At 39.5% G+C, this 23,615-nt stretch carries 23 protein-coding genes and 2 pseudogenes; 14 read left to right on the top strand and 11 right to left on the bottom strand.

Annotated elements, in window-relative coordinates:
- Positions 1–48 precede the first annotated feature (48 nt).
- A complete protein-coding gene (locus tag CYJ36_RS14775) occupies positions 49–930 on the top strand; it encodes a selenium metabolism-associated LysR family transcriptional regulator (protein WP_101568025.1) in 882 nt (293 codons plus the stop codon).
- 116 nt (positions 931–1,046) lie between these two features.
- Here CYJ36_RS14775 and CYJ36_RS14770 read toward each other — a convergent pair whose 3' ends face one another.
- Together CYJ36_RS14770 and CYJ36_RS14765 are read right to left on the bottom strand one after the other, a co-directional pair.
- Positions 1,047–2,051 carry a L,D-transpeptidase family protein gene (locus tag CYJ36_RS14770; protein ID WP_224773386.1) on the bottom strand — a complete coding sequence of 335 codons (1,005 nt, stop codon included), beginning with the start codon at positions 2,049–2,051 and terminating at the stop codon, positions 1,047–1,049.
- A gap of 540 nt (positions 2,052–2,591) precedes the next feature.
- A pseudogene (locus CYJ36_RS14765) lies at positions 2,592–2,783 on the bottom strand (winged helix-turn-helix transcriptional regulator); the annotation flags it as partial.
- 211 nt (positions 2,784–2,994) lie between these two features.
- On the opposite strand from CYJ36_RS14765, the gene CYJ36_RS14760 reads away from it, so the two are divergent.
- Complete coding sequence (locus CYJ36_RS14760; protein ID WP_101568024.1) at positions 2,995–3,408, top strand: hypothetical protein; 414 nt, start codon at positions 2,995–2,997, stop codon at positions 3,406–3,408.
- On the opposite strand, the gene CYJ36_RS14755 is transcribed toward CYJ36_RS14760, so the two are convergent.
- Both CYJ36_RS14755 and CYJ36_RS14750 read right to left on the bottom strand, forming a co-directional pair.
- Positions 3,311–4,525, bottom strand: coding sequence for an MFS transporter (locus CYJ36_RS14755; protein ID WP_101568023.1), 1,215 nt, complete (start codon positions 4,523–4,525; stop codon positions 3,311–3,313). The two genes, CYJ36_RS14760 and CYJ36_RS14755, sit on opposite strands and share 98 nt — an antisense overlap.
- A 4-nt stretch (positions 4,526–4,529) precedes the next feature.
- Positions 4,530–4,967 carry a MarR family winged helix-turn-helix transcriptional regulator gene (locus CYJ36_RS14750; protein WP_101568022.1) on the bottom strand — a complete coding sequence of 146 codons (438 nt, stop codon included), beginning with the start codon at positions 4,965–4,967 and terminating at the stop codon, positions 4,530–4,532.
- 144 nt (positions 4,968–5,111) lie between these two features.
- Between CYJ36_RS14750 and CYJ36_RS14745 the strand changes: the two genes are divergently transcribed.
- Entirely contained in the window at positions 5,112–5,417 is a 306-nt protein-coding gene (locus CYJ36_RS14745) for a hypothetical protein (protein ID WP_101568021.1), read from the top strand.
- Between the two features lie 76 nt (positions 5,418–5,493).
- On the opposite strand, the gene CYJ36_RS14740 is transcribed toward CYJ36_RS14745, so the two are convergent.
- Both CYJ36_RS14740 and CYJ36_RS14735 read right to left on the bottom strand, forming a co-directional pair.
- Entirely contained in the window at positions 5,494–6,843 is a 1,350-nt protein-coding gene (locus CYJ36_RS14740; protein ID WP_101568020.1) for a GntP family permease, read from the bottom strand.
- Positions 6,844–6,990: 147 nt separating this feature from the next.
- The gene (locus tag CYJ36_RS14735; protein WP_101568019.1) at positions 6,991–7,836 is read right to left on the bottom strand and encodes a MurR/RpiR family transcriptional regulator; all 846 of its coding nucleotides are present in this window, start codon (positions 7,834–7,836) and stop codon (positions 6,991–6,993) included.
- 143 nt (positions 7,837–7,979) lie between these two features.
- On the opposite strand from CYJ36_RS14735, the gene gnd reads away from it, so the two are divergent.
- The 3 genes from gnd (at position 7,980) to CYJ36_RS14720 (ending at position 11,561) form a co-directional block, all read left to right on the top strand.
- Positions 7,980–8,879 (top strand): phosphogluconate dehydrogenase (NAD(+)-dependent, decarboxylating), encoded by a 900-nt coding sequence (gene gnd / locus CYJ36_RS14730; protein WP_101568018.1) that lies wholly within the window; start codon positions 7,980–7,982, stop codon positions 8,877–8,879.
- A gap of 316 nt (positions 8,880–9,195) precedes the next feature.
- Positions 9,196–10,734, top strand: coding sequence for a gluconokinase (gene gntK, locus CYJ36_RS14725; protein WP_101568017.1), 1,539 nt, complete (start codon positions 9,196–9,198; stop codon positions 10,732–10,734).
- Between the two features lie 20 nt (positions 10,735–10,754).
- A complete protein-coding gene (locus tag CYJ36_RS14720; protein WP_101568016.1) occupies positions 10,755–11,561 on the top strand; it encodes a 6-phosphofructokinase in 807 nt (268 codons plus the stop codon).
- Positions 11,562–11,815: 254 nt separating this feature from the next.
- Here the strand turns inward: CYJ36_RS14720 and CYJ36_RS14715 are convergent, their stop codons facing one another.
- Entirely contained in the window at positions 11,816–12,253 is a 438-nt protein-coding gene (locus CYJ36_RS14715; protein ID WP_180850339.1) for a GNAT family N-acetyltransferase, read from the bottom strand.
- A gap of 244 nt (positions 12,254–12,497) precedes the next feature.
- On the opposite strand from CYJ36_RS14715, the gene CYJ36_RS14710 reads away from it, so the two are divergent.
- The 5 genes and pseudogenes from CYJ36_RS14710 (at position 12,498) to CYJ36_RS14690 (ending at position 17,142) form a co-directional block, all read left to right on the top strand.
- Positions 12,498–13,130, top strand: coding sequence for a lysozyme family protein (locus tag CYJ36_RS14710; protein WP_257962490.1), 633 nt, complete (start codon positions 12,498–12,500; stop codon positions 13,128–13,130).
- Between the two features lie 132 nt (positions 13,131–13,262).
- Complete coding sequence (locus CYJ36_RS24095) at positions 13,263–13,433, top strand: hypothetical protein (RefSeq protein WP_219621109.1); 171 nt, start codon at positions 13,263–13,265, stop codon at positions 13,431–13,433.
- A 697-nt stretch (positions 13,434–14,130) separates the two neighbouring features.
- A complete protein-coding gene (locus tag CYJ36_RS14700) occupies positions 14,131–15,078 on the top strand; it encodes an iron-hydroxamate ABC transporter substrate-binding protein (protein ID WP_224773387.1) in 948 nt (315 codons plus the stop codon).
- A gap of 17 nt (positions 15,079–15,095) precedes the next feature.
- Positions 15,096–16,138, top strand: a pseudogene (locus CYJ36_RS14695) (FecCD family ABC transporter permease).
- Positions 16,135–17,142, top strand: coding sequence for a FecCD family ABC transporter permease (locus CYJ36_RS14690; RefSeq protein WP_101568011.1), 1,008 nt, complete (start codon positions 16,135–16,137; stop codon positions 17,140–17,142). The pseudogene CYJ36_RS14695 and the gene CYJ36_RS14690 overlap by 4 nt, the downstream one beginning before the upstream one ends.
- A 61-nt stretch (positions 17,143–17,203) precedes the next feature.
- Here CYJ36_RS14690 and CYJ36_RS14685 read toward each other — a convergent pair whose 3' ends face one another.
- On the bottom strand, positions 17,204–17,509 hold the full coding sequence (locus CYJ36_RS14685; RefSeq protein WP_101568010.1) for a winged helix-turn-helix transcriptional regulator: 306 nt from the start codon (positions 17,507–17,509) through the stop codon (positions 17,204–17,206).
- Positions 17,510–18,463: 954 nt separating this feature from the next.
- On the opposite strand from CYJ36_RS14685, the gene CYJ36_RS14680 reads away from it, so the two are divergent.
- Genes CYJ36_RS14680 through corA form a run of 3 tightly spaced genes read left to right on the top strand, consistent with a single transcriptional unit; the run spans position 18,464 to position 21,110 of the window.
- Positions 18,464–19,381 carry an ABC transporter ATP-binding protein gene (locus CYJ36_RS14680; protein ID WP_101568009.1) on the top strand — a complete coding sequence of 306 codons (918 nt, stop codon included), beginning with the start codon at positions 18,464–18,466 and terminating at the stop codon, positions 19,379–19,381.
- Positions 19,365–20,132, top strand: coding sequence for an ABC transporter permease (locus tag CYJ36_RS14675; protein ID WP_101568008.1), 768 nt, complete (start codon positions 19,365–19,367; stop codon positions 20,130–20,132). Before CYJ36_RS14680 ends, CYJ36_RS14675 begins: the two co-directional genes overlap by 17 nt.
- A gap of 21 nt (positions 20,133–20,153) precedes the next feature.
- Positions 20,154–21,110 carry a magnesium/cobalt transporter CorA gene (gene corA / locus CYJ36_RS14670; protein WP_101568007.1) on the top strand — a complete coding sequence of 319 codons (957 nt, stop codon included), beginning with the start codon at positions 20,154–20,156 and terminating at the stop codon, positions 21,108–21,110.
- A gap of 48 nt (positions 21,111–21,158) precedes the next feature.
- Here the strand turns inward: corA and CYJ36_RS14665 are convergent, their stop codons facing one another.
- The 3 genes from CYJ36_RS14665 to CYJ36_RS14655 are packed head-to-tail and all read right to left on the bottom strand — an operon-like array spanning position 21,159 to position 23,612.
- A complete protein-coding gene (locus tag CYJ36_RS14665; RefSeq protein ID WP_101568006.1) occupies positions 21,159–21,776 on the bottom strand; it encodes a pyridoxamine 5'-phosphate oxidase family protein in 618 nt (205 codons plus the stop codon).
- Positions 21,777–21,798: 22 nt separating this feature from the next.
- Positions 21,799–22,683, bottom strand: coding sequence for an ABC transporter permease (locus CYJ36_RS14660; protein WP_180850337.1), 885 nt, complete (start codon positions 22,681–22,683; stop codon positions 21,799–21,801).
- On the bottom strand, positions 22,680–23,612 hold the full coding sequence (locus tag CYJ36_RS14655; RefSeq protein ID WP_101568004.1) for an ABC transporter permease subunit: 933 nt from the start codon (positions 23,610–23,612) through the stop codon (positions 22,680–22,682). The genes CYJ36_RS14660 and CYJ36_RS14655 overlap by 4 nt, the downstream gene beginning before the upstream one ends.
- Positions 23,613–23,615 lie beyond the last annotated feature (3 nt).

Here is a 23,615-nt window from a genome sequence, read left to right as displayed (position 1 = left end):
TATAACTGATAACAATCATTGAAAATACTAATATAAAGGAGGTTCTAAATGTATTATGATGCGTTAAAAACGTTTATTGCTGTTGTCGAAGAGAAAAATTTCACAAAAGCGGCTGAGAAACTGCTTATTTCACAGCCAAGCGTCAGTCTGCATATTAAAAATCTCGAGAAAGAATTTCAGACAACGCTTCTGATCAGAACGCCCAAGCATTTAAATTTAACGCCTACAGGAGAAATCCTTTACAATCGGGCGAAGCAAATGGTCCATCTGTATGAACAATCCAAAAAAGAGATATATGAACATCATCATTACATTAAAGGAGATTTAAAAATAGGCGCGAGTTTTACGATTGGTGAGTATATTTTGCCTGGAATCTTGGCGGAACTTCACGCAGAATATCCAGATTTAAATTTGGAAATTATCATTGGAAATACAGAAGAAATCGTCAAACATGTCCGTCTTTTTCAAGTTGATATCGGATTAATCGAGGGACAGACAAATGAAAAAGAACTTACGATTCAACCATTTATGGAGGATGAATTATGCATCATTGCTCCTCCTGATCATCCGCTCGCAGAAAGAGGGGAAATTGAAATCGAAGAATTGCAAAAGCAGGAGTGGATCTCAAGAGAGAAGGGGTCAGGGACTAGAGAATATTTGGAGCATTTGTTAAGTTCAAATGGTCTTCAGGTAAAGTCCTTACTAACGATCAGCAGCAATCAGGGAGTCAAGGAGTCTGTCATGAATGGACTCGGTCTTTCCATTTTATCGAGGGTTGTTGCAGGCAGAGATGTTCAGCAAAACAATCTCTCCATCCTGCAAATCAAACATCATGAGTTTCGCAGAAAGTTTTCATACCTTTATTCTCCGATTATCAGCCATAAGAAAAACAGAGATATCTTTATAGAAGCTTTAATTAAGAAAAAATAAAAAATATTGGGTATTCAATCAAAGAGCAGAATAATTGAACATGGATATCTAGTTTTAAAGGATGAGAAATTAATAGAAACCTAGGTGATTTTGACATCTACCCAGGTTTTTTAAAATTATATTCCAAGTGCTTTTTTTGTAGCAGGACCAACGATACCATCTACAGAAAGGTTTTTGGATTTTTGGAAAGAACGAACTGCTTTTTCTGTATTGGACCCAAATACCCCGTCTACGCCTTTAGTGTTGTAGCCCTTTGCAGTAAGTGTACTTTGAAGTATTTTTACTCCGGTTCCACGACTGCCCATTTTTATAGTGCCACTGACTGTTCCCGTTGATGGTTTATCAGGTGTTGTCGGTGGCTTTGTTCCATCTAGTGCTTTTCTTGTTGCGGGACCAACGACACCATCCACTGTTAAGCGGCGGGATTTTTGAAACTGACGAACTGCCTGATCTGTATTATTTCCGAACGCTCCATCAATACCTTTTGTGGTAAATCCAAGAGAAGTAAGTTTGCGTTGCAGCTCTTCGACAGCGGGACCTCGGCTGCCCTTTTTAAGAATTGAGCCATTATTCATTGCAGGAACAGAAGGTGAAACTGTACTCGCAGTCGTTTTGTATCCGTTCGATGCAGCAATAGAATCAAATGACTTACCTGAAGAAGTAATAATTACTGGTGTGTTGGTCGGCACTTGGCCGAACAGCCATTCTACTTCATTGTCGAACATTCGAACACAACCACTGCTAACGTATCCGCCAATTGAGTTCGGATTGTTATTGCCATGAATGGCATACGTTGTACCGTGTGTTCCTCTCGCATTTAATCCTAGCCAGCGGTTGCCAAGTGGATTTCGCGGATCACCACCTGGAATGTTGTCCTTGTAGTAAGGTCTGTTCACAATTTTATTCACAATCTTGAATTTTCCTTCGGGTGTGAGTGATTGACTTCTGCCTGTGCCCACCCTAAACACTTTTTTAAGCTGACTGTTTTCATAATATGCAAGCTGATTATTGCTCTTGTTGATGATGATGAATTTGCTTCCAGCTGCAGATGCAGAACTCAAATCTAAACTAAAAATCATAAGAAAAGTTAACACGAAAAAAATAAATATTTTCTTAATCACGGACAACATCCCCCTTATTCACTCTGTATTCAACCTATATAACGAAGGATATTTCAATATTGTTCCATAAAATAACAATATTTTGAAAATAAAAAACGTTAATAAAAGATTGAGTTCATCATTTAATTTAGAAATAATTGGTATTAAGCAATCGGGCAGGATTGGTATAAGGGGTTAGGTTAAAAGGGGAGATAAAACAATGAGATGTTCTGAAGAAAAAACGGATCAAAGAAAGGCAATTATATCTATTTAGGAGCTGCAATCGGGGCTATTATTGGATTAATTGCTTATACAAACAATTGTTTAGGATGAACGAGAAAAACAAGTGCGTTTATCAGGAATCGGGGGCTATTCTTCAATAAGAAGAAGGGCTTTTTATTGCAATATCGGGGAAGGTAGTTTAAATAAGTATTAAAAAATTTAACAGCAAATTATTAAAAAAAGAAAAAGAGGTAATTTACATAAGGCAATAAAAAGGGCTATAGCATATGCTATAACCCTTTTTATTGCCTTGGTCTGACTGTTTTTTGTTCTTTTTGTTTTTTTCTCCATATATTTTTTACCCCACTCTCCCATAATGTTCAGTGCTGGGATAAAGCTTTTCCCTTGTGGTGTTAGCGAGTATTCTACCTTAGGAGGAACTTCTTTATATACTTCTCTGTGAACCATTCCGTCCTCTTCCAATTCTCTCAGCTATCTTGTCAAAATTCCTTTTGAAATGCCTGGTAACAACCAGCATCAAATGAGATTGTTGGTTATTTACCAGGAGAATGAAAACTTGTTCAAGCAACTTAGATGAAGTTCAGCTTTATTCTATTATCGGGCGATTGCAGCACAGTGTGATTCGCTCTTTGGTTATTGAGGACTTGAACAGGATTGGTGTATAAGTCTTACGAAATCATATTTATTAATTGTACTGTTTAGTGAGGTGGATAAACTTTGAGTGATTCCACAAAGTGAAATAAATATTGAGATGAAAAGGAAGATAATTGAATTAGAAAGAAAAGCAGAAATCATTGAAAAAGAACTTCAAGCCATTAAGTTCGAAAATCAAGGCATAGAGAACCTGAGGATTTGGATTTACAGGGACATTGATGGGTATGAAGCAGAAGCCTTTACTTCTGGAAATTGTCTGGAAAAAGAATATCGCTCTCAAATAGCCATTGACTACGGTGGTTCGAAATTTTCTGACAAAAATCTCGAACTAAATAGTAATATTGAAAAAACATCACTCCAATTAAAGAGTGATGTTTTTTCAATTAGCCATTCGCTTTTAATAACGTTTCATTCTCCTTTTCAGCAGGGTAAACGTTCCTGCCATGAAGGAAATAATAAACAGCAAGAAATCCTAAAATAAAAAACGAACTGTAAAAATAAAGTGTACTAAATGCAACTTTTGTTGTAATGACCCCAACAATGAACGATCCGATCCCAATTCCCATATCAAAGATAGACAAAAAGGTTGCTGTTGCAAGCCCTCTTTTTTTGGGTGCTGCAGATTGAAGGGCGATCGTTTGGAAGCTCGGAAATAGTGTTCCCCAGCCTAAGCCGATTAGAGCGGCAGATAATAGAAAGGTAAATGATGTCTCAGACATACTTAGCAGCACCATGCCGGCTGCAAAGCAGAGAATAGCTGGATATATAATGAAATTTGGGCCGTATTTATCAAACCATTTACCGGTAAATGGTCTTGACATCAGCATGACAACGGCATAAACAACAAAGAAATAGCTCGCAGCTTCTGCTAAGCCAATCTCTTTTGCATAAACGGAAACAAAGGACAGAATAGAAGAGTAGACCAAAGCGAATATTCCGCCAACCAAAGCAATTCGAATAGCAGATGCTTCGAATAGCCCTTTTAATCCTCTATTTTCTATCGATGGGATCACTTTGCTTCTGATTTTCATTATTTTTGGGAGCGTGATAAACAGTCCTGTAATCAATGCGGCTAGTGAAGTGAGTATACTGATGCCAAACATTGTTGCGTTTCCCCATTGTTCCATAGCTGTAAGACCCAGAAATGGTCCGATAACCATCGCCAGGTTCATAGACATCGCATAATATCCCATTCCTTCTCCACGTCGTGATTCAGGAATAATATCTGCTACAATTGCACCTGCAACAGTTGTAGCCATACCAAAACCGATGCCATGAAAGAAGCGCAGTAGAAATAATCCATTCATTGTGCTTGTAAAATAATAAAGAAATGATCCTAATGCAAAAATGGAAAGGGAGGCAATCAGCACAATCCGTTTTCCATGGTTTTCAATCCATTTCCCCGCAAAAGGGCGAATGATGATCGCGGCAAGGAGAAAAATAGTCACGATTAACCCAGCCTGAGATGGTTTGCCATCTAAATCATGCAGAGAATAGATTGGTAGAGTAACAAGCAAATAGTAAAAGGTTAAAAATAGAAAAAAACTGCTTAAAGAAACTGATAAAAAATTTTTTGTCCATAGTTTTTGTACTTTCATTCTTTCATCCCCGTTCTGTATTTCTTATGTGCTGAAGCCACTGCTGGATGTATGTTTGGAGAGGTTCTTGCTTTTGATCAGGAATTCCGGATAGTAAATCTTTCTCCATTTCTAAAACGGATTTTTCCCACTGAGGATAGTGTTCCATCGCTTTTTCGGTCAGTTTGATATGTTTTGTCCGCTTATCCGTTCCTGCTATCTGCAGGACATACCCTTGTTTGACTAGTCTTTGAATCGTACGAGTCATCGGAGGAGCTTCGATGGCGAGATAATCGCAGAGCTCAGTTTGTGTGAGAGTTCCGAATTTTTTCAATGTGAATAATACAGTCCATTGCGCACTGAATAAGCCATGCGGCTGCAATACGTCGTTTAGCCGTTTTGTTAATTGGCGTGAAAGCTGCTGAATGGCATGGAAAATATTTTGATGATCATGTACTGACATATAAAATCTCCTTAAATAATAGTTACCTAGGTAATTATAGCATGAAAATAGTTACCTAGGTAAATATTTACAGAACTTCTTTATTGAAATCATTAATTGTGGGAAGATAGAAATGAATCTATCGAACCCGAGGTGTGATCTGGCATGCAGCTGGTTTTTATCATTGTTTCTTTGCTATATGCAATCCTGGCTATATCCTACACGACCTTTTTCATTTTAGCTTTCTCTGAAGGCAAGCGATACAAAGTACAGCATCTTGTTCATATTTTAATATGGTTCATAGGTGCATTTGTATTAGGGATCCTATATTCGGGAACACACCCGTATTGGATCATCTATTTGCTGGTTTCTATATCTATTGCTGTTTCTGCTTTTATTTTAAGTTATTTTCTCGGTCAGAAAACAATCGAAAAGACTGTGTTTCAAATGATGACAAGTCGAACTTATTAATAAAATAATCCCCAAGCATATGCTTGAGGATTTTTTCTGTATTACTATAAGTAATAAAATTGCGCTTGCGCTTTTCTTATACAAACATGCTAAGAACTAAAATGAATATCAGCGCTGCAACTGAGATAATCGTCTCAAGCACTGTCCAAGTTTGCAATGTTTCTTTTACAGTCATTCCGAAATACTCTTTGATCATCCAGAAACCTGAATCGTTGACATGAGATAGGATGAGTGAACCTGCACCTGTAGCTAAAACGAGCAATTCTAAGTTAACACCTGGAACCACAGCTGCAATTGGTGCTACGATACCAGCCGCTGTCATCATGGAAACCGTCGCTGATCCAGTAGCAATACGAATCATCGCGGCAATTCCCCATGCAAGCAGAATTGGTGAAACATTAGATTGTTGTGCAAGTTCAGCAATATAGTCACCAATTCCAGAATCTAGAAGAACTTTATTGAAAGCTCCTCCAGCACCGATTACTAATAGGATTGTAGCTGTAGGTGCCAAGCAATCATTTGTCAGCTTCAAAATTTTATCGCGGTTCATGCCGCGGAAGAATCCAAGACTAAAGAAAGAGTAAACGGTTGCAATCAAAAGGGCAACTACAGGATCGCCAAGGAAGCGGAATACTTCAAATGCTGTGCTTTCTTTTGATAAAAACAGCTCTGCAATTGAAGCAGATAACATTAGGAAAACAGGGATTAAAACAGTAATAACAGTATTTAAAAAGCCAGGAAGTTCTTTTTCATCTTTTTGTTCAGTCAGCTGATCGCCAATTTCCTTTGGAACGGTTTTGTGGATGCGCTTTCCAATCCATTTACCATAAACAGGACCCGCCAAAATAGCTGTTGGAAGACCAACAATGATAGAGTATAGAATAGTAATCCCAACATCTGCTTTAAAGATTCCAACTGCAGCCATTGCTGCCGGGTGTGGAGGAACCAAACCATGCACAACGGATAAACCAGCTACAAGCGGAACACCAAGACTTACGAGTGAAACGCCAGTACGACGTGCAATTGTGAAAACAAGTGGAATCAGCAGAACGAATCCAACTTGGAAAAATACAGGAATACCAACGATGAAAGCGACGAACATCATTGCCCAGTGAACATTTTTTTCTCCAAATCGGGCAATCAGCGTGTTGGCAATGCGCTCAGCTCCGCCAGACTCTGCCATCATTTTCCCAAGCATCGTTCCTAATGCAAGAACAATCGCAAGGAATCCAAGGGTATTTCCCATGCCTGCTTTAATAGAATCAATGATTCCAGGGACTTCAGGATCGGTTGAAATAAGCGGCATTCCAGTTGCCAATCCAACGCCGATAGCGGTTACAATCAGCGCGACAAAAGGGTTTAACTTTGCCACAGTTATGAGTAAAAGAAGAGCAATGATTGCTGCAAATACGATGAGTAATAACATATATAAAATCCTCTCTTGTGAAAATTTGAAAGCACTTTCAACTAGTGGTTTGATTATATGAAAAATATTTTTTAAAATCAATACATTTATGAAAAAATATTTTATTTTTATTTTCCAACAAAAAAAGAGAACGAATAGGCCCTCTTTCTATACTCGTGTTTCAGAAATTGCATCCCGAACTTTTTCCAAGGATTTTTTCGCTTTATCTTTATTTGAGATCATCATATTAACATAAAGTGCATCAATCAGGCTGAGCTGTCCAATTCTTGAAGAGAGTGCCTCTGAACGATATTCCGTTTCTTCAGAGCTTGTAAAGAGGGAAACATCCGCACTTTGTCCGACTGGAGATTTCGGAAACCCTGTGATGCCAATTGTTTTAGCTCCATTTTTTTTAGCTGTATTCATGATCTTAATGGTGTCTTTATTCGTTCCTGAATGGGAAATAACAACAGCAACATCTTTTTCTGTCAATTGTGAAGCTGCCATCAGCTGAAAATGAGAATCGATAAATGCATACGCTGATATGCCTGTCCGAATGAATTTATGATAGGCATCCATTGCAATGATGGCCGATCCTCCGGTCCCGTAAAACTCTGCCCGATTAGCGTTTGACAGGATGGCTGCCGCTTTTTGAATGGATGAATAATCTAAGATTTGCAGTGTATTTTCAAGCGTTCTAATATTTGAATAAAAAACTTTTTCAGCGACCGCTTTTTCATTATCACTTTCACTGATTTCTTCGTGAATCTGCTGGATCGGGCTCATAATTTCAGAGGCAAGTGCAATTTTCATTGCCTGATAGCCTTTAAAATCGATGCGCTTACAAAAACGGAATACAGTTGCTTCAGCAACTCCAAGCGTGTCCGCAACTTCATTTATCGTACTATGAATAATTTCTTTCGGGTTCTCCAAAATATAATTAGCAATCTTTTTTTCTTTTTCACTTAACCGTGCATAATGAGAACGGATACTTCCTAAACAGTTTTGCCCCATGGTATGACCTCGCTTACATATTCTAAAAAAAGTATAGCATAAAATAATTATGAAAAAAAAATTTCTTGAAAACGATTGCAGAAGAAAAAAATTTTCGTATAATGGGTATAGGACAAAAACAAGATAAAAAGGAGTTTTACAAGATGCATGTAGGTTTAATCGGTTTAGGGAAAATGGGGTATAATCTTTCATTGAATTTAATAGATCATAAACATGAAGTTACCGCGTTTGATATCGATTCAGAAGCTGTAGCTAAAATTTCAAATATGGGTGCAGAGGGTTCTACTTCAATTGAAGACCTGGTATCAAAGCTTTCAGCGCCAAGAACGATTTGGATGATGGTGCCAGCAGGTGAAATTACAGAAAACGTTCTTTCTGAATTAAAAGGTCTCTTGCAGAAAGGCGATATCGTGATTGATGGCGGAAATTCAAATTATAAAGAATCGATTCGCCGCGGCAATGAATTAAAAGAACATGGGATCTATTTCTTTGATGTCGGCACAAGCGGGGGAATGGAAGGTGCGAGAAATGGCGCCTGCACGATGATCGGCGGAGAAAAAGAAGTGTTTGCTTCCATCGAACCACTCTTTAAAGATATTTGTGTAGAAGATGGCTATCTCTATGCAGGAGCAATCGGCAGCGGACATTACTTGAAAATGGTTCACAACGGGATTGAATATGGCATGATGCAATCCATTGCAGAAGGATTTGAAGTGCTTGAGAAGAGTCAATTTGATTTTGATTATGAACAAGTAGCAAGAGTTTGGAATAACGGTTCTGTCATCAGATCATGGTTAATGGAATTATCGCAAAATGCATTCTCAAAAGATTCAAGACTAGATGGAATCAAAGGAGTTATGCACTCATCAGGCGAAGGTAAATGGACGGTTGAAGAAGCATTGGACCTGCAGACAGCTACGCCGGTTATCGCATTATCATTAATGATGAGATATCGTTCACTTGATGAAGATACATTCTCTGGAAAAGTGGTTGCTGCACTGCGCAATGAGTTTGGCGGCCATGCAGTTGTAAATAAAGACTAATACGTTTAGAAAATAAAATCGGAAGGGAAGAGGCTTTATAGAGCATCTTCTTTTTCATTGTTTACGAAATAATAAAAGCAATAGGGTGTAGAAAATGAGATAAGTTATCTACGGCAAGCTTCGGCCCCTAGCTCACTGTGAAAAAGACAATTGCTCAGGAGAAGGCAAAAAGCGCCTTTTCCGGTTAAATGGCACTTGATACTCAGGTGCGTTATTTAACCCAGGTCAATTCCTATTTTCTTCGCGAGCTGACCAAGGCGCCTACGCTTTTGTTCTTTCTCAACTAGAAATGATTTGGGCGCAAGGAGGAATTACCATGAATGGTAAATTTGTAATTGGAGTCGATATTGGGACAACTAGTACGAAATCAGTTTTGTTTAAAACAGACGGAACAATCGTTTCGAGCTTTGGGGTGGAGTATCCCTTATATTCTCCGAACCCGGAAACAGCAGAACAGAATCCTGAAGAAATTTTTCAAGCAGTGGTCAAGACGATAAAGGAAGTTATTGAAGTCAGTAAAATTGATGCTGAAGAACTTTTATGTGTATCTTTTAGCTCAGCGATGCATAGTGTAATCGCGGTCGACCGTGATGGGACACCTCTTTCAAATTGCATGACATGGGCAGATAACCGCAGTAAAAAATGGGCGGAGAAAATTTCAAGAGAAATGAATGGCCATGAAATCTATTTGCGGACAGGTACACCGATTCATCCGATGTCACCTCTGTCTAAGATTACTTGGATTCGAAATGAAAAACAGGATTTATTTTTGAAAACGTTTAAATTTATTTCGATAAAAGAATACGTATTTTATAAACTCTTTAAGCGCTATGTAATCGACTATTCGATCGCTTCAGCAACAGGATTGTTCAATCTGAAGTCTCTTGATTGGGATGCAGAAGCACTTGAAGTGGCAGGAATTACGAAAGAACATCTATCGGATCCTGTAAACACGACGTGTTCTTTAACGGGATTAGATGAAATTTTTGCGAAGGAAATGGGGATTTCTTCAACGATTCCTTTTGTAGTCGGTGCCAGTGATGGGGTTCTGTCGAATCTCGGAGTAAATGCGATCCAGCCTGGAGTTGTTGCCGTAACAATCGGTACGAGCGGCGCGATCCGGACAGTTACGGATAAACCTGTGACCGATCCGAAAGGGCGAATTTTCTGCTATGCATTGACTGAGAATCAGTGGGTCATTGGCGGGCCGGTCAATAACGGCGGAATGATCTTCAGATGGGTGCGTGATCAATTAGGCACAGCTGAAATCGAAACGGCAAAGCGATTGGGCAAGGATCCTTATGAAGTGCTGACTGAGATCGCAGCTAATGTGAAACCAGGTTCCGACGGATTGCTGTTCCATCCTTATCTGGCAGGCGAACGGGCTCCATTATGGGATGCCAATGCCAGAGGTTCCTTCTTTGGACTGTCACTGCATCATAAAAAAGAACATATGATACGTTCTGTGCTTGAAGGCGTTATCTTGAATTTATATACGGTGCTGCTTGCCCTTGAAGAACTAATTGGCGAGCCGAAAAAAATTCAGGCTACAGGCGGTTTTGCACGTTCTGAATTATGGCGGCAAATGATGGCAGATATTTTCGATCAGGAGGTTGCTGTTCCTGAAAGTTTTGAAAGCTCATGTTTAGGTGCAGCGATCCTTGGATTATATGGACTTGGACATGTTGAGACTCTTGATGTAGTATCAGAGATGGTTGGTGCTTCTCACCACCACAAGCCAATCGCAGAAAATGTAGCGATTTATAAAGAATTAACACCTATCTATATTCGCCTCTCACGTCTGCTGAAAGAGGAATACGCAAGCATAGCTGCTTTTCAGCATAAGCATATATAGAAAAGAGAAAGAGGGATTGCATGCGCATCGGAGTTCTTGGCATCGACACAATCAATGAAACAAAGGCTATCACTGAGGCTATTGCCAGGTATGCAAGTGAAAATAATGTTCTGACAGAACGATTAGAATGGCAGACTGCTTCATCAGAAGTGAAGGCAGAGGCTATGGAAAATAGAGTCCGTTCTGTCTCAGAACAGGTTATCATTGAACAAAATGAAAAGTTTAGCATCGCAATGGAAGAATACGATTCTGTTATCGTACTAGGCGGCAGCAAAAAGGTTGTTGATTTGCTGTCATCGTCGAAAGCGAGATTGCTATTTCTCCCGATTTCAATCTTAAATGACAGGTCTTTAGGGTACGATACAGCATTAAATGAAATTGTGACAAACGTTTTAAAAGTTAAAGATACCATCAGCTCGCTTTTATATATGAAGCAAAGAGTCTGCTGTGTTCAGCTCCCGGGTCATGAAGTATCTGATTTAATGCGGGATGCGGCTGCCGCTGTTGGAGGACTTGTTGTAACTGGTGCGGAAGCCGGCTGGATTCATGCTGCTGATTATCTGAAAGAAAAAGATCAAAAAGGGGTAACGTATTCCTTCTTAATCATCAGCGAAGACATTCGCACGGAACAGCTTGGAACATTTTTAGCGAGCCAGATGGATCTTGATTTCAAAGAACTGAAGCTGGATGAATCGCAGTGTATGAGCTCACGGCCGACCGCAACTGATCGGATCATCGAAAGAAATCTGGCTCAAGCAGTTTATGAGTGGCTGAAGAATCCTTCGGAAACGAAACAGCTTTTGATTAAAGATAGACAGGTTAAGTAGATTAAAAGTTGAACCCTGCAGCTGAATTGCTGCAGGGTTTTTCTTGTTGAGCCGTGCAAAATGAAGTCTTGGAATTAGGGGATAAATGGCCAACCGAGCATAAAAACGTGTGACCGGGCACAAATTCATAAAGTGTCATTTCAGGCGCCCGAGTTTGGGGCAAATACAAGTCCCGAGTACAACCAATCACAAAAAAGGGGTATTTATGGTTAAAAACGTAACAAAAAACCTGCAATAAAACGCAGGTTCTTTTGTTACAAACTCTTTGTCATCAGAACATTCAGCCCTTTTGAAGGGAGATGAAAGCGATGTTCGCTCGCTTTGAATCCCAGGTGCTCGTAATAGTCCACATTGTTTATGCTTGTTGTACACCACAGCAGCTTTGCATCAAGCTGTGTCAGTTTATTTTCTGCAAATAAAAGCAGCGTCTGACCTCTGAGCTGATTGCGATGTTCAGGATCAATCGCCAGTCCTCTCAGCCGGTACACATTCTTCTCTTTCAAAGTTTCATGCCGTTCCTTGAAAAAGGAGGCAGTTCCAATCAGATTTTCTTCTTTAAATGCTCCAATGTGAAGCGTTTCTTTCTTTTTATCACGGGAATATCCGCATTCTTCAATTGCATGGTCGGGCATTAGCACTTTTTGTCTTAAAGCGTATGTATGGTCAGCTTCAATTTGTTTGATTTCAAACATATAAAATCCCTCACTTTGGTGTTCAAGAAGTTTCATAGAATAAAGACGAAGCTACGTTCAAAAAAGTTTCATATACGGCTGCAGTCCCAGATATAAAGAGGCCTCAGTCCATTCCGTTCTCTCCCATCTTATCGTATCCTCAATATGAATAGAAGTAAACAGGCTATTATTTGTTGATGAGAATGATAGAATCATTATAATAATAGATACAGAGGAAAAGCGGGAACGGAGTTTGAAAAACATGATGAAATTCATTAAACATATGACAGGTTTCATTTTGGTCGTGTTTCTGGCCTTTTTTGTGCTGACCATTTTTTATTCTGCAGAAAAGAAGCAGCCGGTTACAGTGCAAATGGATGCATTTGAAAATGTGAAGAAGTATGAGCCTCTTATTTCAGAGGAACTGGCCGAATATCAACTGGAGGATTACACGCTTTTGGTCCTCGCATTAATGCAGCAAGAAAGCAAGGGGACAGGCGGTGATCCGATGCAGGCCTCAGAATCAGCTGGACTGCCAAGAAATACAATTGTAGACCCTGCAGAAAGCATTGAGCAGGGTGTGAAGTATTTTCATAAAAGCCTGAAGTATGGAAAAGAACGAAATGTGGACGACCTTACTGTGATACAAGCCTATAATATGGGGCTAGGATATATCGACTTTGTCGTAAAAAATGGCGGCAAGCACAGCGAAGAGCTTGCGAAACAATTCTCAATGATACAGGTCAAAAAGCAGCCGGACCTCTATAATTGCGGCGGAGATAAAGGAAACTTCCGCTATCCATATTGCTATGGCGATTTCACTTACAGTACGAAAGTACAGGAAAATGTGAACACACTGACTGAAACCGCAGCTGTAAAAAAGAGCGATCAGATGTAACAAGCTGGATATATATGATGTTATCAATTGCGAGCAAGAGAACGAGATGTTCTCTTGCTTTTATTGTTGCTTAGAAAATTAAAAATAATCACTATAACTCACCAGAAAGAAGAAAGTGCGCCAAAACAGAGTATGCAGCATGAAGATAGCTACCAGCCAGAAGAAATGCGCCAAAACAGAGTATGCAGCACGAAGATAGCTCCCCAGCCAGAAGAAAGTGCGCCAAAACAGAGTATGCAGCACGAAGATAACCCGACAGCCAGAAGAAAGTGCGCCAAAACAGAATATGCAGCACAAAGATAGCTTACCAGCCAGAAGAAAGTGCGCCAAAACAGAATATGCAGCACAAAGATAGCTCACCACCCAGAAGAAAGTGCGCCAAAACAGAATATGCAGCACAAAGATAGCTCACCAGCCAGAAGAAAGTGCGCCAAAACAGAGTATGCAGCACAAAGAAGGCTCTCGCACTGGAAGAAAGTACTTCAAAACGGGTGAATGCAGCAGCAAAACCGCCTCAGGTTAGAGAAAAGTGAATCATAGAATGATCATCAGTACTAGTAGATTTTCCATGCCCTAAAAATTCCCCTAATGTTTTTAATTCAGATTGCCACCCCTAACGGTAAAAAGCCATCATAGTTTTTCATTTACAGGTTATTAATTTTGGAGAATTGAGATCCAGCTTCTGTCAGAGCGGCTCCGCCAAAGACACTTTTGTTCCATCCTTCATTAAGCTTGATGGGGATATAGCTGCATATTTTTTCATTTGCATATTGACACATCAATCATTATAAAATAAAATTTTAATGAAAATGATAATCGTTTTCAATTAGTTCCTGAGATTTTTTTAGATTTATATGATTCTATGCTGATAGGGAGGAAAAACATACATAGAATGAGAGTTTTTGTTCAATGAACAAAATGATATGCCTTTATAGTCTTTTTTTTATCGATATAAATGAGAATGATTATTATTATAAATTGAAATGTGGAGATGAAAAAAATGAAGAAATATAACAGACAATTCTTTTTAAGTATCATAGCCGTTCTATTAGTCGGCTTTTTGGCAGCGTGCGGCAATGATACAAGCGAAAAAACGAGTGCTGAAGGAAAATCAGATTCCGAACCAAAAATGAGAATCTATAAATCTGAAAATGGTGATGTGGAAGTACCTTCTGAACCGAAAAGAATTGCGATGCTTGCTGCTACATATGCCGGAAATCTTCTGGCACTTGGAAATACTCCTATCGCGGTTAATGAATATCCGAAGGCAAATAAATTTTATGAAGGCAAATTGGATAAAGCAGAAGTTATAACAGCAGATTCTTTCGAAAAGCTTCTGGCATTGGAACCGGATTTAATCATTACGTATTCAGATGATAAAAATTTAAAGAAGTACAGTGAGATAGCTCCAACAATTTCGTTGTCTTATGACAAATATGATTATTTGGAACAGCATATCGAAATTGGAAAAATCATCGGTAAAGAAAAAGAAGCTCAGGCATGGGTAGATGAATGGAAGGAAAAAGCGAAAGTCGAAAAAGAAAAGGTTCAAAAAGCAATTGGTGAAGATGCTACCGCTATGGTCTTTGAAACATACGGAAAAGATATGTACGTATATGGACAGAACTGGGGCCGCGGAACAGAAGTCATCTATCAGGCTCTTGGACTTAAAGCTCCGGAAAAAGTGAATAAAGAAGTATTTGGTCCTGGATATAAAGCCATTTCAGCAGAAGTGATCCCGGAATATGCAGGAGATTATATATTTGTAGGAGATGGCGGGGCAGAAGCTAACAATTCCTTCATGGAAACGGCTCTTTGGAAAGAGATTCCTGCCGTTCAAAAAGGAAACGTCATTCCTTTTGAATCCGAATCGTTCTATTTCAATGACCCTATTTCTTTGGAAAAAGAGATGGAATTTATAGTAGATGCATTAACGAAGAGTAAGTAAAAAAGGATAACATTCCTATGACGATACTTGATACCAATCATATAAATGAAAATAAAGCCTTTGCCCGCCCGGTAATTGGCACTGCAATCCTGGTTTTTGGAATTCTGCTGCTTATATTCAGTCTAATGCTGTCTATTTCGGTAGGGGCAGCAAGCATTGATTTTGCTTCTGTTTGGAGATCGGTATTTCAATATGATTCTGCAAGAGAAGCAGATCAAATCATTGGCAGAATCAGACTGCCAAGAGAGCTTGGTGCGGCAGTTGTAGGTGCAGCCTTCGCCGTCAGCGGTGCTATTATGCAGGGGATTACAAGAAATCCTCTTGCAGACCCTGGCTTACTTGGATTGAACGCCGGCGCGAGTCTGTCGCTTTCACTAGTATTTGCTTTTCAAACAGGTTTTTCTTATGCATTTATTATGTTTATGTCTTTTATTGGAGCGGGGCTGGGTGCAAGCATGGTGTTCGGCCTCGGTTCTTTGAGCAGAGGAGGAATGTCCCCTCTCCGCATCACGCTTGCAGGTGCAGCTGTCTCGGCGTTATTAACAGCTTTAGGCGAAGGGATCGCCCTTACTATAAGACATCTCAAAACCTTGCATTTTGGACAGCAGGGGGCGTTTCAGGAACAACTTGGCTTCAATTGAAATTTGTGTTCCCAATCGTTGCGGGAGGAGTCATCCTTGCCATTTTGTTTTCTAGACAGCTGACCATTCTCAGCTTTGGCCAGGAAGTTGCAATCGGATTAGGGCAGCGTACTGGTTTAGCCAAAGCTGTACTAATGCTCATCGTATTGATCTTAGCTGGAGTTGCTGTTTCACTTGCTGGTTCCATTGCTTTTGTTGGATTGATGGTGCCGCATATTGTCCGTTTTCTGGTCGGGACCGATTATCGCTGGATTATCCCCTGCTCTGCAGTCCTTGGAAGTATCCTATTGGTTTTGGCAGATACAGCAGCGAGAATGGTCAATGCTCCGTTTGAAACTCCGCTTGGTGCAATTGTATCTATGGCAGGTTTTCCGTTCTTTCTTTACCTTGCACGAAAGAGAGGAAGAAAACTGGCATGATAAATTCTGATCAGCTTACAAGAGTAAGAATAACTTTGATAGCTTCATTCGTTTTGCTTGTTTCGGCTTTTGTCATAAGTGTAGCATCAGGATATGTATCTTTATCCCCTGCTCAATTGTGGCGCACCATAATTGGACAAGGAACCCCAAAGGAACATTTAATTCTATTCGGCTTCCGCCTCCCGAGAATTTTTGTGACAATTTTGGCAGGAATGGGCCTTGCTGTATCTGGAGCGATTCTTCAAAGCGTTACAAGAAATCCGCTTTCAGACCCTGGTATTTTAGGAATTAATGCAGGAGCCGGGCTGATGGTCGTTTTTTATGTCATGTTTTTTTCGGGAGAATCAAGCATTTATTTATACGCACTGCCGCTTTTTGCTATGTTGGGAGGAATAGCTGCAGCAGCCTTTATTTACCTCATGGCATTTGAAAAAGGAGAGGGAGTTGATCCTGTCAGGCTCGTTTTGATTGGGGTCGGACTTTCGGCAGCTCTTTGTGGCGCCATTCTGACTCTTTCCACAAGGCTTGAACGTGAGCAATATGATTTCTTCGCCAATTGGATAGCAGGCAGAATATGGGGAGACGACTGGGTGTTTGTTCTTGCATTGCTTCCTTGGCTTCTTGTCCTGCTTCCAATCGTGTATGTGAAATCGAGAGTACTGAACACGTTAAATTTAAATGAGCAGGTGTCTGTTGGATTGGGAGTCCATGTGGAGAGGGAAAGGCTGATTCTTATCTTCATTTCTGTGGCACTTGCATCCGTTTCCGTTTCAGTCAGTGGAGGAATTGCATTTGTTGGGCTGATGGCGCCACATATTGCAAGAAGTTTAGTTGGGCCACGGCATCAAAACGTTCTGCCGGTTGCCGCGATTCTTGGGGCCATTCTGCTCTTGGCTGCAGACACAATCGGAAGGGTCGTATTAGACCCAAGCGGAATTCCGGCTGGAGTCATTGTGACAATCATTGGTGCACCTTATTTTATGTACTTAATGGTAAAAAAATAAAGAACGCTTAGGAAAACTTCCTAAGCGTTTTTGATTTGGAAAAAAATCGAATAACCAGCAATTATTTCGACCAGTCCTTCACCCATGTACCGATTTCATCCATAATCGGCTTGATCGCTTTGCCTTTTGGCGTTAATTCATATTCTACCCTTGGGGGGATTTCCGGATAAAGTTTTCTCGTGACAATTTCTTCTGCTTCTAATTCTTTCAGGCGATCGGAAAGCAATCTTCCGCTGATTGCCATTTCTGACTCAAGCTCTGAAAAACGCAGGGGACCATCCAGGAGTTTATACATAATAAGAATCACCCATTTTTTTGCAAGGAGCTCGGTGGCTTTCGTAATAGGGCAAAAAGCTTGTTCTTTCATTGGAAATCACTTCTTTCAAGTAGTTCTGTATTAAGTGTAATACAAATGAATTAATTTCACTAACAATCGAATTCTCCATCATGTTTGGTAAGTAATGGGGTTTTTCTGTATATAGGAAAAATACCTTGACGCTATTCAAAAAGAGAGATAGTATAAAGATAATACTTTATTGCTTAAAAGCATAAACGCTTAAAAGCTAAAAAGAGCCGAGCGCAGCTGAGACATAGCTTAGATTAGGGGAACATAGTGAAGTCAGCAAGAATGACTTCACTGTGTTCCCTTTTAGTATTCTTGCTGGTGTAATGGAAAATATAACTAGTAAAGGTGTTTGTGATGTTAAAGGGAATTGAAACACTAAAGAATATGGTCAAACTAAGCGTTCCGCTGCCGCCCACTTTAGAAGAAAACCAATATCCGATACAGGCGATGTTCCTTATGGCGTAAGATTAAAATCGCCAATTTCTTAAGTGTAAAAACGGCAACATACATTACATTTTGCGGAACGACGCTTGCTGAGACCATTCGAAATGATGTAGCTGTGTTGTTATTAACCTTTTTGACTTCTGTGATCCAATATAGCATTAATTTAAAAAGTTTAATGATTGAAAGAAACAGGATAAAGGTACCGCCATATTTTAGGCCACCGGGACACCCGCAAAATACATAGTCTTTGAAAACTGCGTATTAAGTCCTTTTCCGCAGTTTTTTGCATTGTATAGAAAATTATATTAATTATTAGGCTGTGGATAATGAAAGTAAGTTATCTGCGTCAACTCCGGCGCCTAGCTCACTGTGAAAAAGACAATTGCTCAGGAGAAGGAAAAAGCGCCTTATCCGGTTCATTGATACTTGTTTCTCAATTCGTCAATGAAATGTAATTAACCTCTCATTCTTAATGTGCTTTCCGAATCTTGTCCGACAGGTATATACTGTTGATATGAGGAGGAATGTTCCATGAATAAGGTCATTCTTAGCGTGAAAAATCTAACTAAATCTATAGGCAAAAAACAGCTGCTTCATCAAATTTCATTAGACATTTATGAAGGTGAGATCTATGGGCTTCTGGGACCAAATGGGTCAGGGAAGACGACCTTGATTAGATCTATACTGGGACTTGTTCATATTGATTCAGGTGAAATTGTCATCAATCAGCTTTCCATAGACACACATTTTGAAAAAGCCATTTCAAATATAGGTGCAATTGTTGAGAATCCAGAGTTTTATCCGTTTATGACCGGTTACCAAAATCTTACCCACTACGCAAACATGCATGATGGTGTGACTAATGAGAGAATAGACGAAGTCATTGATCTTGTGAATCTGAAAGATGCTATTTATGATAAGGTTGAAACATATTCACTGGGAATGAGACAGCGGCTTGGAATTGCACAGGCTGTCTTACATAAGCCAAAACTGCTGATACTTGATGAACCCACAAATGGGCTTGACCCTGCAGGCATCCGGGAGCTTAGAACGTATTTAAAGGATCTTTGTGAAAAAGAAAAGGTCTCCGTAATGATCGCTTCACATCTTCTAAAAGAAGTAGAAGACTTGTGCTCAAGGGCTGCGGTCATTCGAGATGGACGAATTCTTGCTGTAAAGGAAATAAAAAAACAGAATGAGGAAATAATTGAGGTCCGCTTTGAAGTAACGGAATCTGAACGTGCTCTGCACATTTTGATGCCAGAATTTAATGCAGTCATACATAAAAACGGCATCACTCTAAAGGCAAAGAAAGAAGATATTCCAAAAATCAATCACATTCTCGTCCAGGAAAAGATGGAAATCTATTCCATTTTGCCTGTGTACAAATCATTGGAAGATTCCTTTATGGAGCTTACGGAGGATATAGTGCATGATGAAGTTAATTAAGAATGAACATATGAAATTGATTTTACAGAAAAGCAGTATGATTCTATTTATTGCAGTAGCTGTTATTAGTATTTTAATGGGGGTCGTTACAAAAAGAATGATGTCTGGTGCAGGTGTGGGAGAAAACGTGCTCGGTTATCTATCCTTCAGTACTGGTTTTTTATTTATCCTGCCATTTTTCGCTCTCGTCATTGCCGGTTCTATTGTAGCAAATGAGTTTAATTGGGGAACGATAAAATTTCTGCTTATTCGGCCTGCCGTTCGGACAAAAGTGCTCTTAGCTAAATACATAACAGCCTTATTATTTGGAATTTACTTTCTGATTTTCTTTTTTGCAGCTGCTATTTTACTTGGCCTTCTTTTATTTGGAACAGCCGGGGCAGCAAATGATACAGCTTTCATAAAAAGCATCGGGTTGAACTATCTGACTGTACTTATTGAGATCATTATGATGTCAACATTCGCTTTTATGATCTCATCTGTATTCAGAAATAGCTCTCTTGCGATTGGCCTATCTATTTTTATTACATTCTCGGGTAAAACATTCGTGCAGCTGCTTGCTCACTATAATTTGGAGTGGGGTAAATATATATTATTTGCCCATACAAATCTTAGTCAGCATCTTGAAGGAAATAGGCCTTTATTTGAAGGAACAACGATGGTCTATTCAACCTTCGTTTTATGTATTTATCTATGTTTATTCCTTGCAGCGTCGTGGTTTGCTTTTACAAAGAGAGATGTATCGATTTAAGAACGGGGAGGTGTAAAGACCTTGATAAAAGCGTTAGCAGTTGACCATAATGGGACACTTGTTCATACGATTGATTTAAAGAATTTTTCACTTGATTCATATAAAATGGTCTGGCTCGATATTTATCCTGAAAAAGATGAGGAAGGGCGAGTGTTAAAGGATCTTTTCAACTTTCATCATCTTGCAATAGAAGACTGTTTTCACTTTTTGCAGCGTCCTAAACTGGATTATTATGAAGGGTATCATTTTTTTGTTCTTCATTCTATTAACAAAGAGACGATGGAGCCGGAAGAATTGGATGTTTTCCTGTCTGAGAAATATATAGTGACCTTTCATTTGAATAAATCGGAAGAAACAGACCTTCTTTATGAAAAAATGAAGCAAACAAAATATATGAAATCTTTGACACCCAATTTTGTATTTTATGAGCTTCTGGATAAACTGGTAGATTTCTATTTTCCTTGTATTACAGAAATGGAAGAAACGCTGAATTCGCTTGAGAGCGGAGAGTTCCGGATTAAACAAATTATGAAGCAGGTATTTGAAACGCGGTCAGGTCTGCTGAAATTAAAGCGGACCATTTATCCGATGCGGGATTTGCTCTACCGCTTATTGAATTCCGAAAGAGTAAATATCCCAAAGAGCGAAAGAACGTATTTCATGGATGTTTATGACCATCTATTAAAGCTGTCAGAACTGATATCTGCCAATATGGATTTTACGGCCGAAATAAGAGAAAATTATATTTCAGTCAATTCATACCGTGCGAATAATGTCATGATGACCCTGACTGTGATTACCACCATTTTTATGCCCCTGACATTTATAGCGGGTGTATATGGAATGAATTTTGACAATATGCCTGAACTAAGGTGGGAGTTCGGTTATTTTTATGTATTGGGCGGAATGGGCTTTTTAAGTTTGATGATGTTTCTTTGGTTTAAACGGAAGGGATGGTTTGATAAAGACCAAATCTAGGTGCCAGAGTGCCTCTGTTTTCATTGCAGCGGCAGTCTGGCATTCTGTTTAATACATCCTCTTTGTATAACTCTCAGCCAAAGACTCGTTCACTGCCTTCTCTGTATATTCCGGAAGCTTTGCATGCGAGGCCATCATTTTTGCCGGTGATGGGAGGTTTTCTTTGTCTTCCCAAGTTGCGGGCTGCCACATGCTTGATCTTTTCAAAGCCTTCGCACAATGAATAAAGCATTCTTCAACCTCGATTACTATTGCCACTTTTGGCAGTTTACCCTGTACTTCAAATAAGTTTAAAAGATTTGAATCCGAAGTGATAGAAGCCTTTCCGTTTATTCTAAGTGTTTCCTCAAGTCCTGGAATGAGAAAAAGCAATCCGGCATGCGGGTTTTCAAAAATATTAAGAATGGAATCAGCTCTTCTGTTCCCCGGGCGTTCTGGAATGACTACATGCTTTTCATCCAGAACATAAACAAATCCTGGCGAATCTCCTCGCGGCGAAGAATCACACATTCCCTTATTATTTGATGTAGACATGATCAGAAAGGGTGACTTCGCAATAAATTCCCGGCAATGCTGATCAATATGCGCAATGACTTTATGTTCTGCCAGTTTTCCGGGATGTCCAATTTCTGCTCTTAGTTCTTCTTCGGTTGTGATGGTTTTCATAAGGTCTCCTTTTTGACTGCGGTTAGCCTCGGTTGTAATGCTGTCTCAGTCCTTCACCGATAAAATTAAAGGTGAAAATGACTAATGTCAGTGCAAGTGCCGGAAAAAACGGGATCCAAAACCCTTTTAAGATATCAGATCTAGCCATTCCAAGAAGGGTAGACCAATTCATGCTCGTGTTTTGAAGTTCACCAAATCCATAGCCGGTCTGAACAAAAACCTGAGAGACAAAAATGGAAAAGATACCGAGCTGTCCTAATAAAAGTGCAACTTTTCCCAGGTCCATAAAAAATTGTACCATGATTTCGGGAAGCAAATTAGGTAAGTAATAGCGTGTAAACATTCCAATAGATGTGTTCCCGACGGTCACTCCTGCTTCAACAAATTGGGAGTGTGAAATGCTGCTCATTGTTTGCTGAATAATATAGGCAACCCGGCCAACATCTGTCAGAGAAAGGAAGATGATGACCCAGATAATCCGATTAGGGCTAAAAGTAAACATAGGCATTGTGATAAACAAAATAGCAGCGAAAATAATCGGCAGACTTGCTGCAAAACCGTTCAAGCCATAGATCAGCAAACGGAACGGACTTTTTTTATTTAGTCCTAAAAAAGTGAGCAGGATGGCTGCAAGATAACGAATGGCAGTAATGGAAAAGATGAGAAGCAGCGTATCTTTTGCTCCTATAATGATGAGACTGAGAATATCCTTTCCATCTTGATCAGATCCAAATGGATATGTCAGAGAAGGAGGAAAAGGTGCCCGTTCGTAGGTTGTACTGTCAACAAACACCATTCTTTGTTCTTTAATCCCTTCTTGTACACTGGGAATGAGAGGGCCAATCAAAGAGAATAATAGAATAGCAGCAAGCATAATGCTGCCTATCATCAGCGGTTTATTTGTCATACTCCTCCCTCCCTCGGATCTACCCATTTCTTTATCAGGTTGCTCATAATCTGAACAACTAAGACAATCAGCATGAAACATGTTCCAAAGACGATAATCACATTTGTCTCGATGGCAGTGTGAAGACCAACGCTTAAAACGGGTGTCACATCAAATGCCTGAAACAAGCGAAAAGCAGCTCCTTTGTAATCGAGCAAGTATTCTACAATTAATAGATTAGATAGAATATAGATCATCATTGACCCTGTATGATTCAAAATTGGAACCACGCTGTTTTTTAGAATATGTTTAAACGTTATAACGTATTGCGGCAATCCTTTAGAATGTGCAACCGTAATATATTGCTTATCTTCTTGTTCTTGGAAAGCGGCAGCAGTAATTCGGCTTATGTAAAGTGCAGGATAAATAGAAACAAGTAAAGCTGGATATAGAAAGCTGTACCAATCATCGTGGCCAAAAATATCAGCAAAATCCCTAAAATAAATAATGAGAACCCACTGAGCACATAGAAAGAGAAAGAAATCGGGAATCGACTGCAGCACCCAAGTGAATCCTTTTCCAAAAATCATTCCGAGCCGATTTGGACGAGCCGCATCATAAATTCCTTTTAAAATACCGAAGAACAAACTCAAGAATAGAGCAGTCACAATGATCTTGATGCTTCTTGAAAAATACAGCGCCGCTTCTTCTTCGACTGGACGCTCAAACTTTGTTAGACCAAAGTTTTTATCATGATAAAGACTGCTGAAAAATGATGTAACATTCTCTTCATAGGCCGACCAAGAAAACTGATAATCATAGATAACAGTTTGAGCTGTGCCTTCTGCCGTTACTTCAACATCCCTTGGAAAAAGAACGACAAGAATAAGGCAGGTCACAATAAATAGAAAGAGCAGGATATGAATACCGATTTCTTTTGCTAAATTCATAAG

The sequence above is a fragment of the Bacillus sp. UMB0893 genome, from assembly GCF_002858905.1.
Classification (GTDB): domain Bacteria; phylum Bacillota; class Bacilli; order Bacillales; family Bacillaceae; genus Bacillus_P.
Note: the sequence above shows the minus strand (reverse complement) of the source record. Positions and strands in the feature narration are given on the sequence as shown.

Coding starts and splice junctions, on each gene's coding strand:
- CYJ36_RS14655 (WP_101568004.1), bottom strand. CDS start 23,612: ATGAATTTAGCAAAAGAAATCGGTATTCATATCCTGCTCTTTCTATTT.
- CYJ36_RS14680 (WP_101568009.1), top strand. CDS start 18,464: ATGAATAAGGTCATTCTTAGCGTGAAAAATCTAACTAAATCTATAGGC.
- CYJ36_RS14675 (WP_101568008.1), top strand. CDS start 19,365: ATGATGAAGTTAATTAAGAATGAACATATGAAATTGATTTTACAGAAA.
- CYJ36_RS14715 (WP_180850339.1), bottom strand. CDS start 12,253: ATGTTTGAAATCAAACAAATTGAAGCTGACCATACATACGCTTTAAGA.
- CYJ36_RS14660 (WP_180850337.1), bottom strand. CDS start 22,683: ATGACAAATAAACCGCTGATGATAGGCAGCATTATGCTTGCTGCTATT.
- CYJ36_RS14745 (WP_101568021.1), top strand. CDS start 5,112: ATGCAGCTGGTTTTTATCATTGTTTCTTTGCTATATGCAATCCTGGCT.
- CYJ36_RS14735 (WP_101568019.1), bottom strand. CDS start 7,836: ATGGGGCAAAACTGTTTAGGAAGTATCCGTTCTCATTATGCACGGTTA.
- CYJ36_RS24095 (WP_219621109.1), top strand. CDS start 13,263: ATGCAGCATGAAGATAGCTACCAGCCAGAAGAAATGCGCCAAAACAGA.
- CYJ36_RS14665 (WP_101568006.1), bottom strand. CDS start 21,776: ATGAAAACCATCACAACCGAAGAAGAACTAAGAGCAGAAATTGGACAT.
- CYJ36_RS14720 (WP_101568016.1), top strand. CDS start 10,755: ATGCGCATCGGAGTTCTTGGCATCGACACAATCAATGAAACAAAGGCT.
- CYJ36_RS14755 (WP_101568023.1), bottom strand. CDS start 4,525: ATGAAAGTACAAAAACTATGGACAAAAAATTTTTTATCAGTTTCTTTA.
- CYJ36_RS14685 (WP_101568010.1), bottom strand. CDS start 17,509: ATGAAAGAACAAGCTTTTTGCCCTATTACGAAAGCCACCGAGCTCCTT.
- CYJ36_RS14710 (WP_257962490.1), top strand. CDS start 12,498: ATGAAATTCATTAAACATATGACAGGTTTCATTTTGGTCGTGTTTCTG.
- CYJ36_RS14690 (WP_101568011.1), top strand. CDS start 16,135: ATGATAAATTCTGATCAGCTTACAAGAGTAAGAATAACTTTGATAGCT.
- gnd (WP_101568018.1), top strand. CDS start 7,980: ATGCATGTAGGTTTAATCGGTTTAGGGAAAATGGGGTATAATCTTTCA.
- gntK (WP_101568017.1), top strand. CDS start 9,196: ATGAATGGTAAATTTGTAATTGGAGTCGATATTGGGACAACTAGTACG.
- CYJ36_RS14700 (WP_224773387.1), top strand. CDS start 14,131: ATGAAGAAATATAACAGACAATTCTTTTTAAGTATCATAGCCGTTCTA.
- CYJ36_RS14775 (WP_101568025.1), top strand. CDS start 49: ATGTATTATGATGCGTTAAAAACGTTTATTGCTGTTGTCGAAGAGAAA.
- CYJ36_RS14740 (WP_101568020.1), bottom strand. CDS start 6,843: ATGTTATTACTCATCGTATTTGCAGCAATCATTGCTCTTCTTTTACTC.
- CYJ36_RS14750 (WP_101568022.1), bottom strand. CDS start 4,967: ATGTCAGTACATGATCATCAAAATATTTTCCATGCCATTCAGCAGCTT.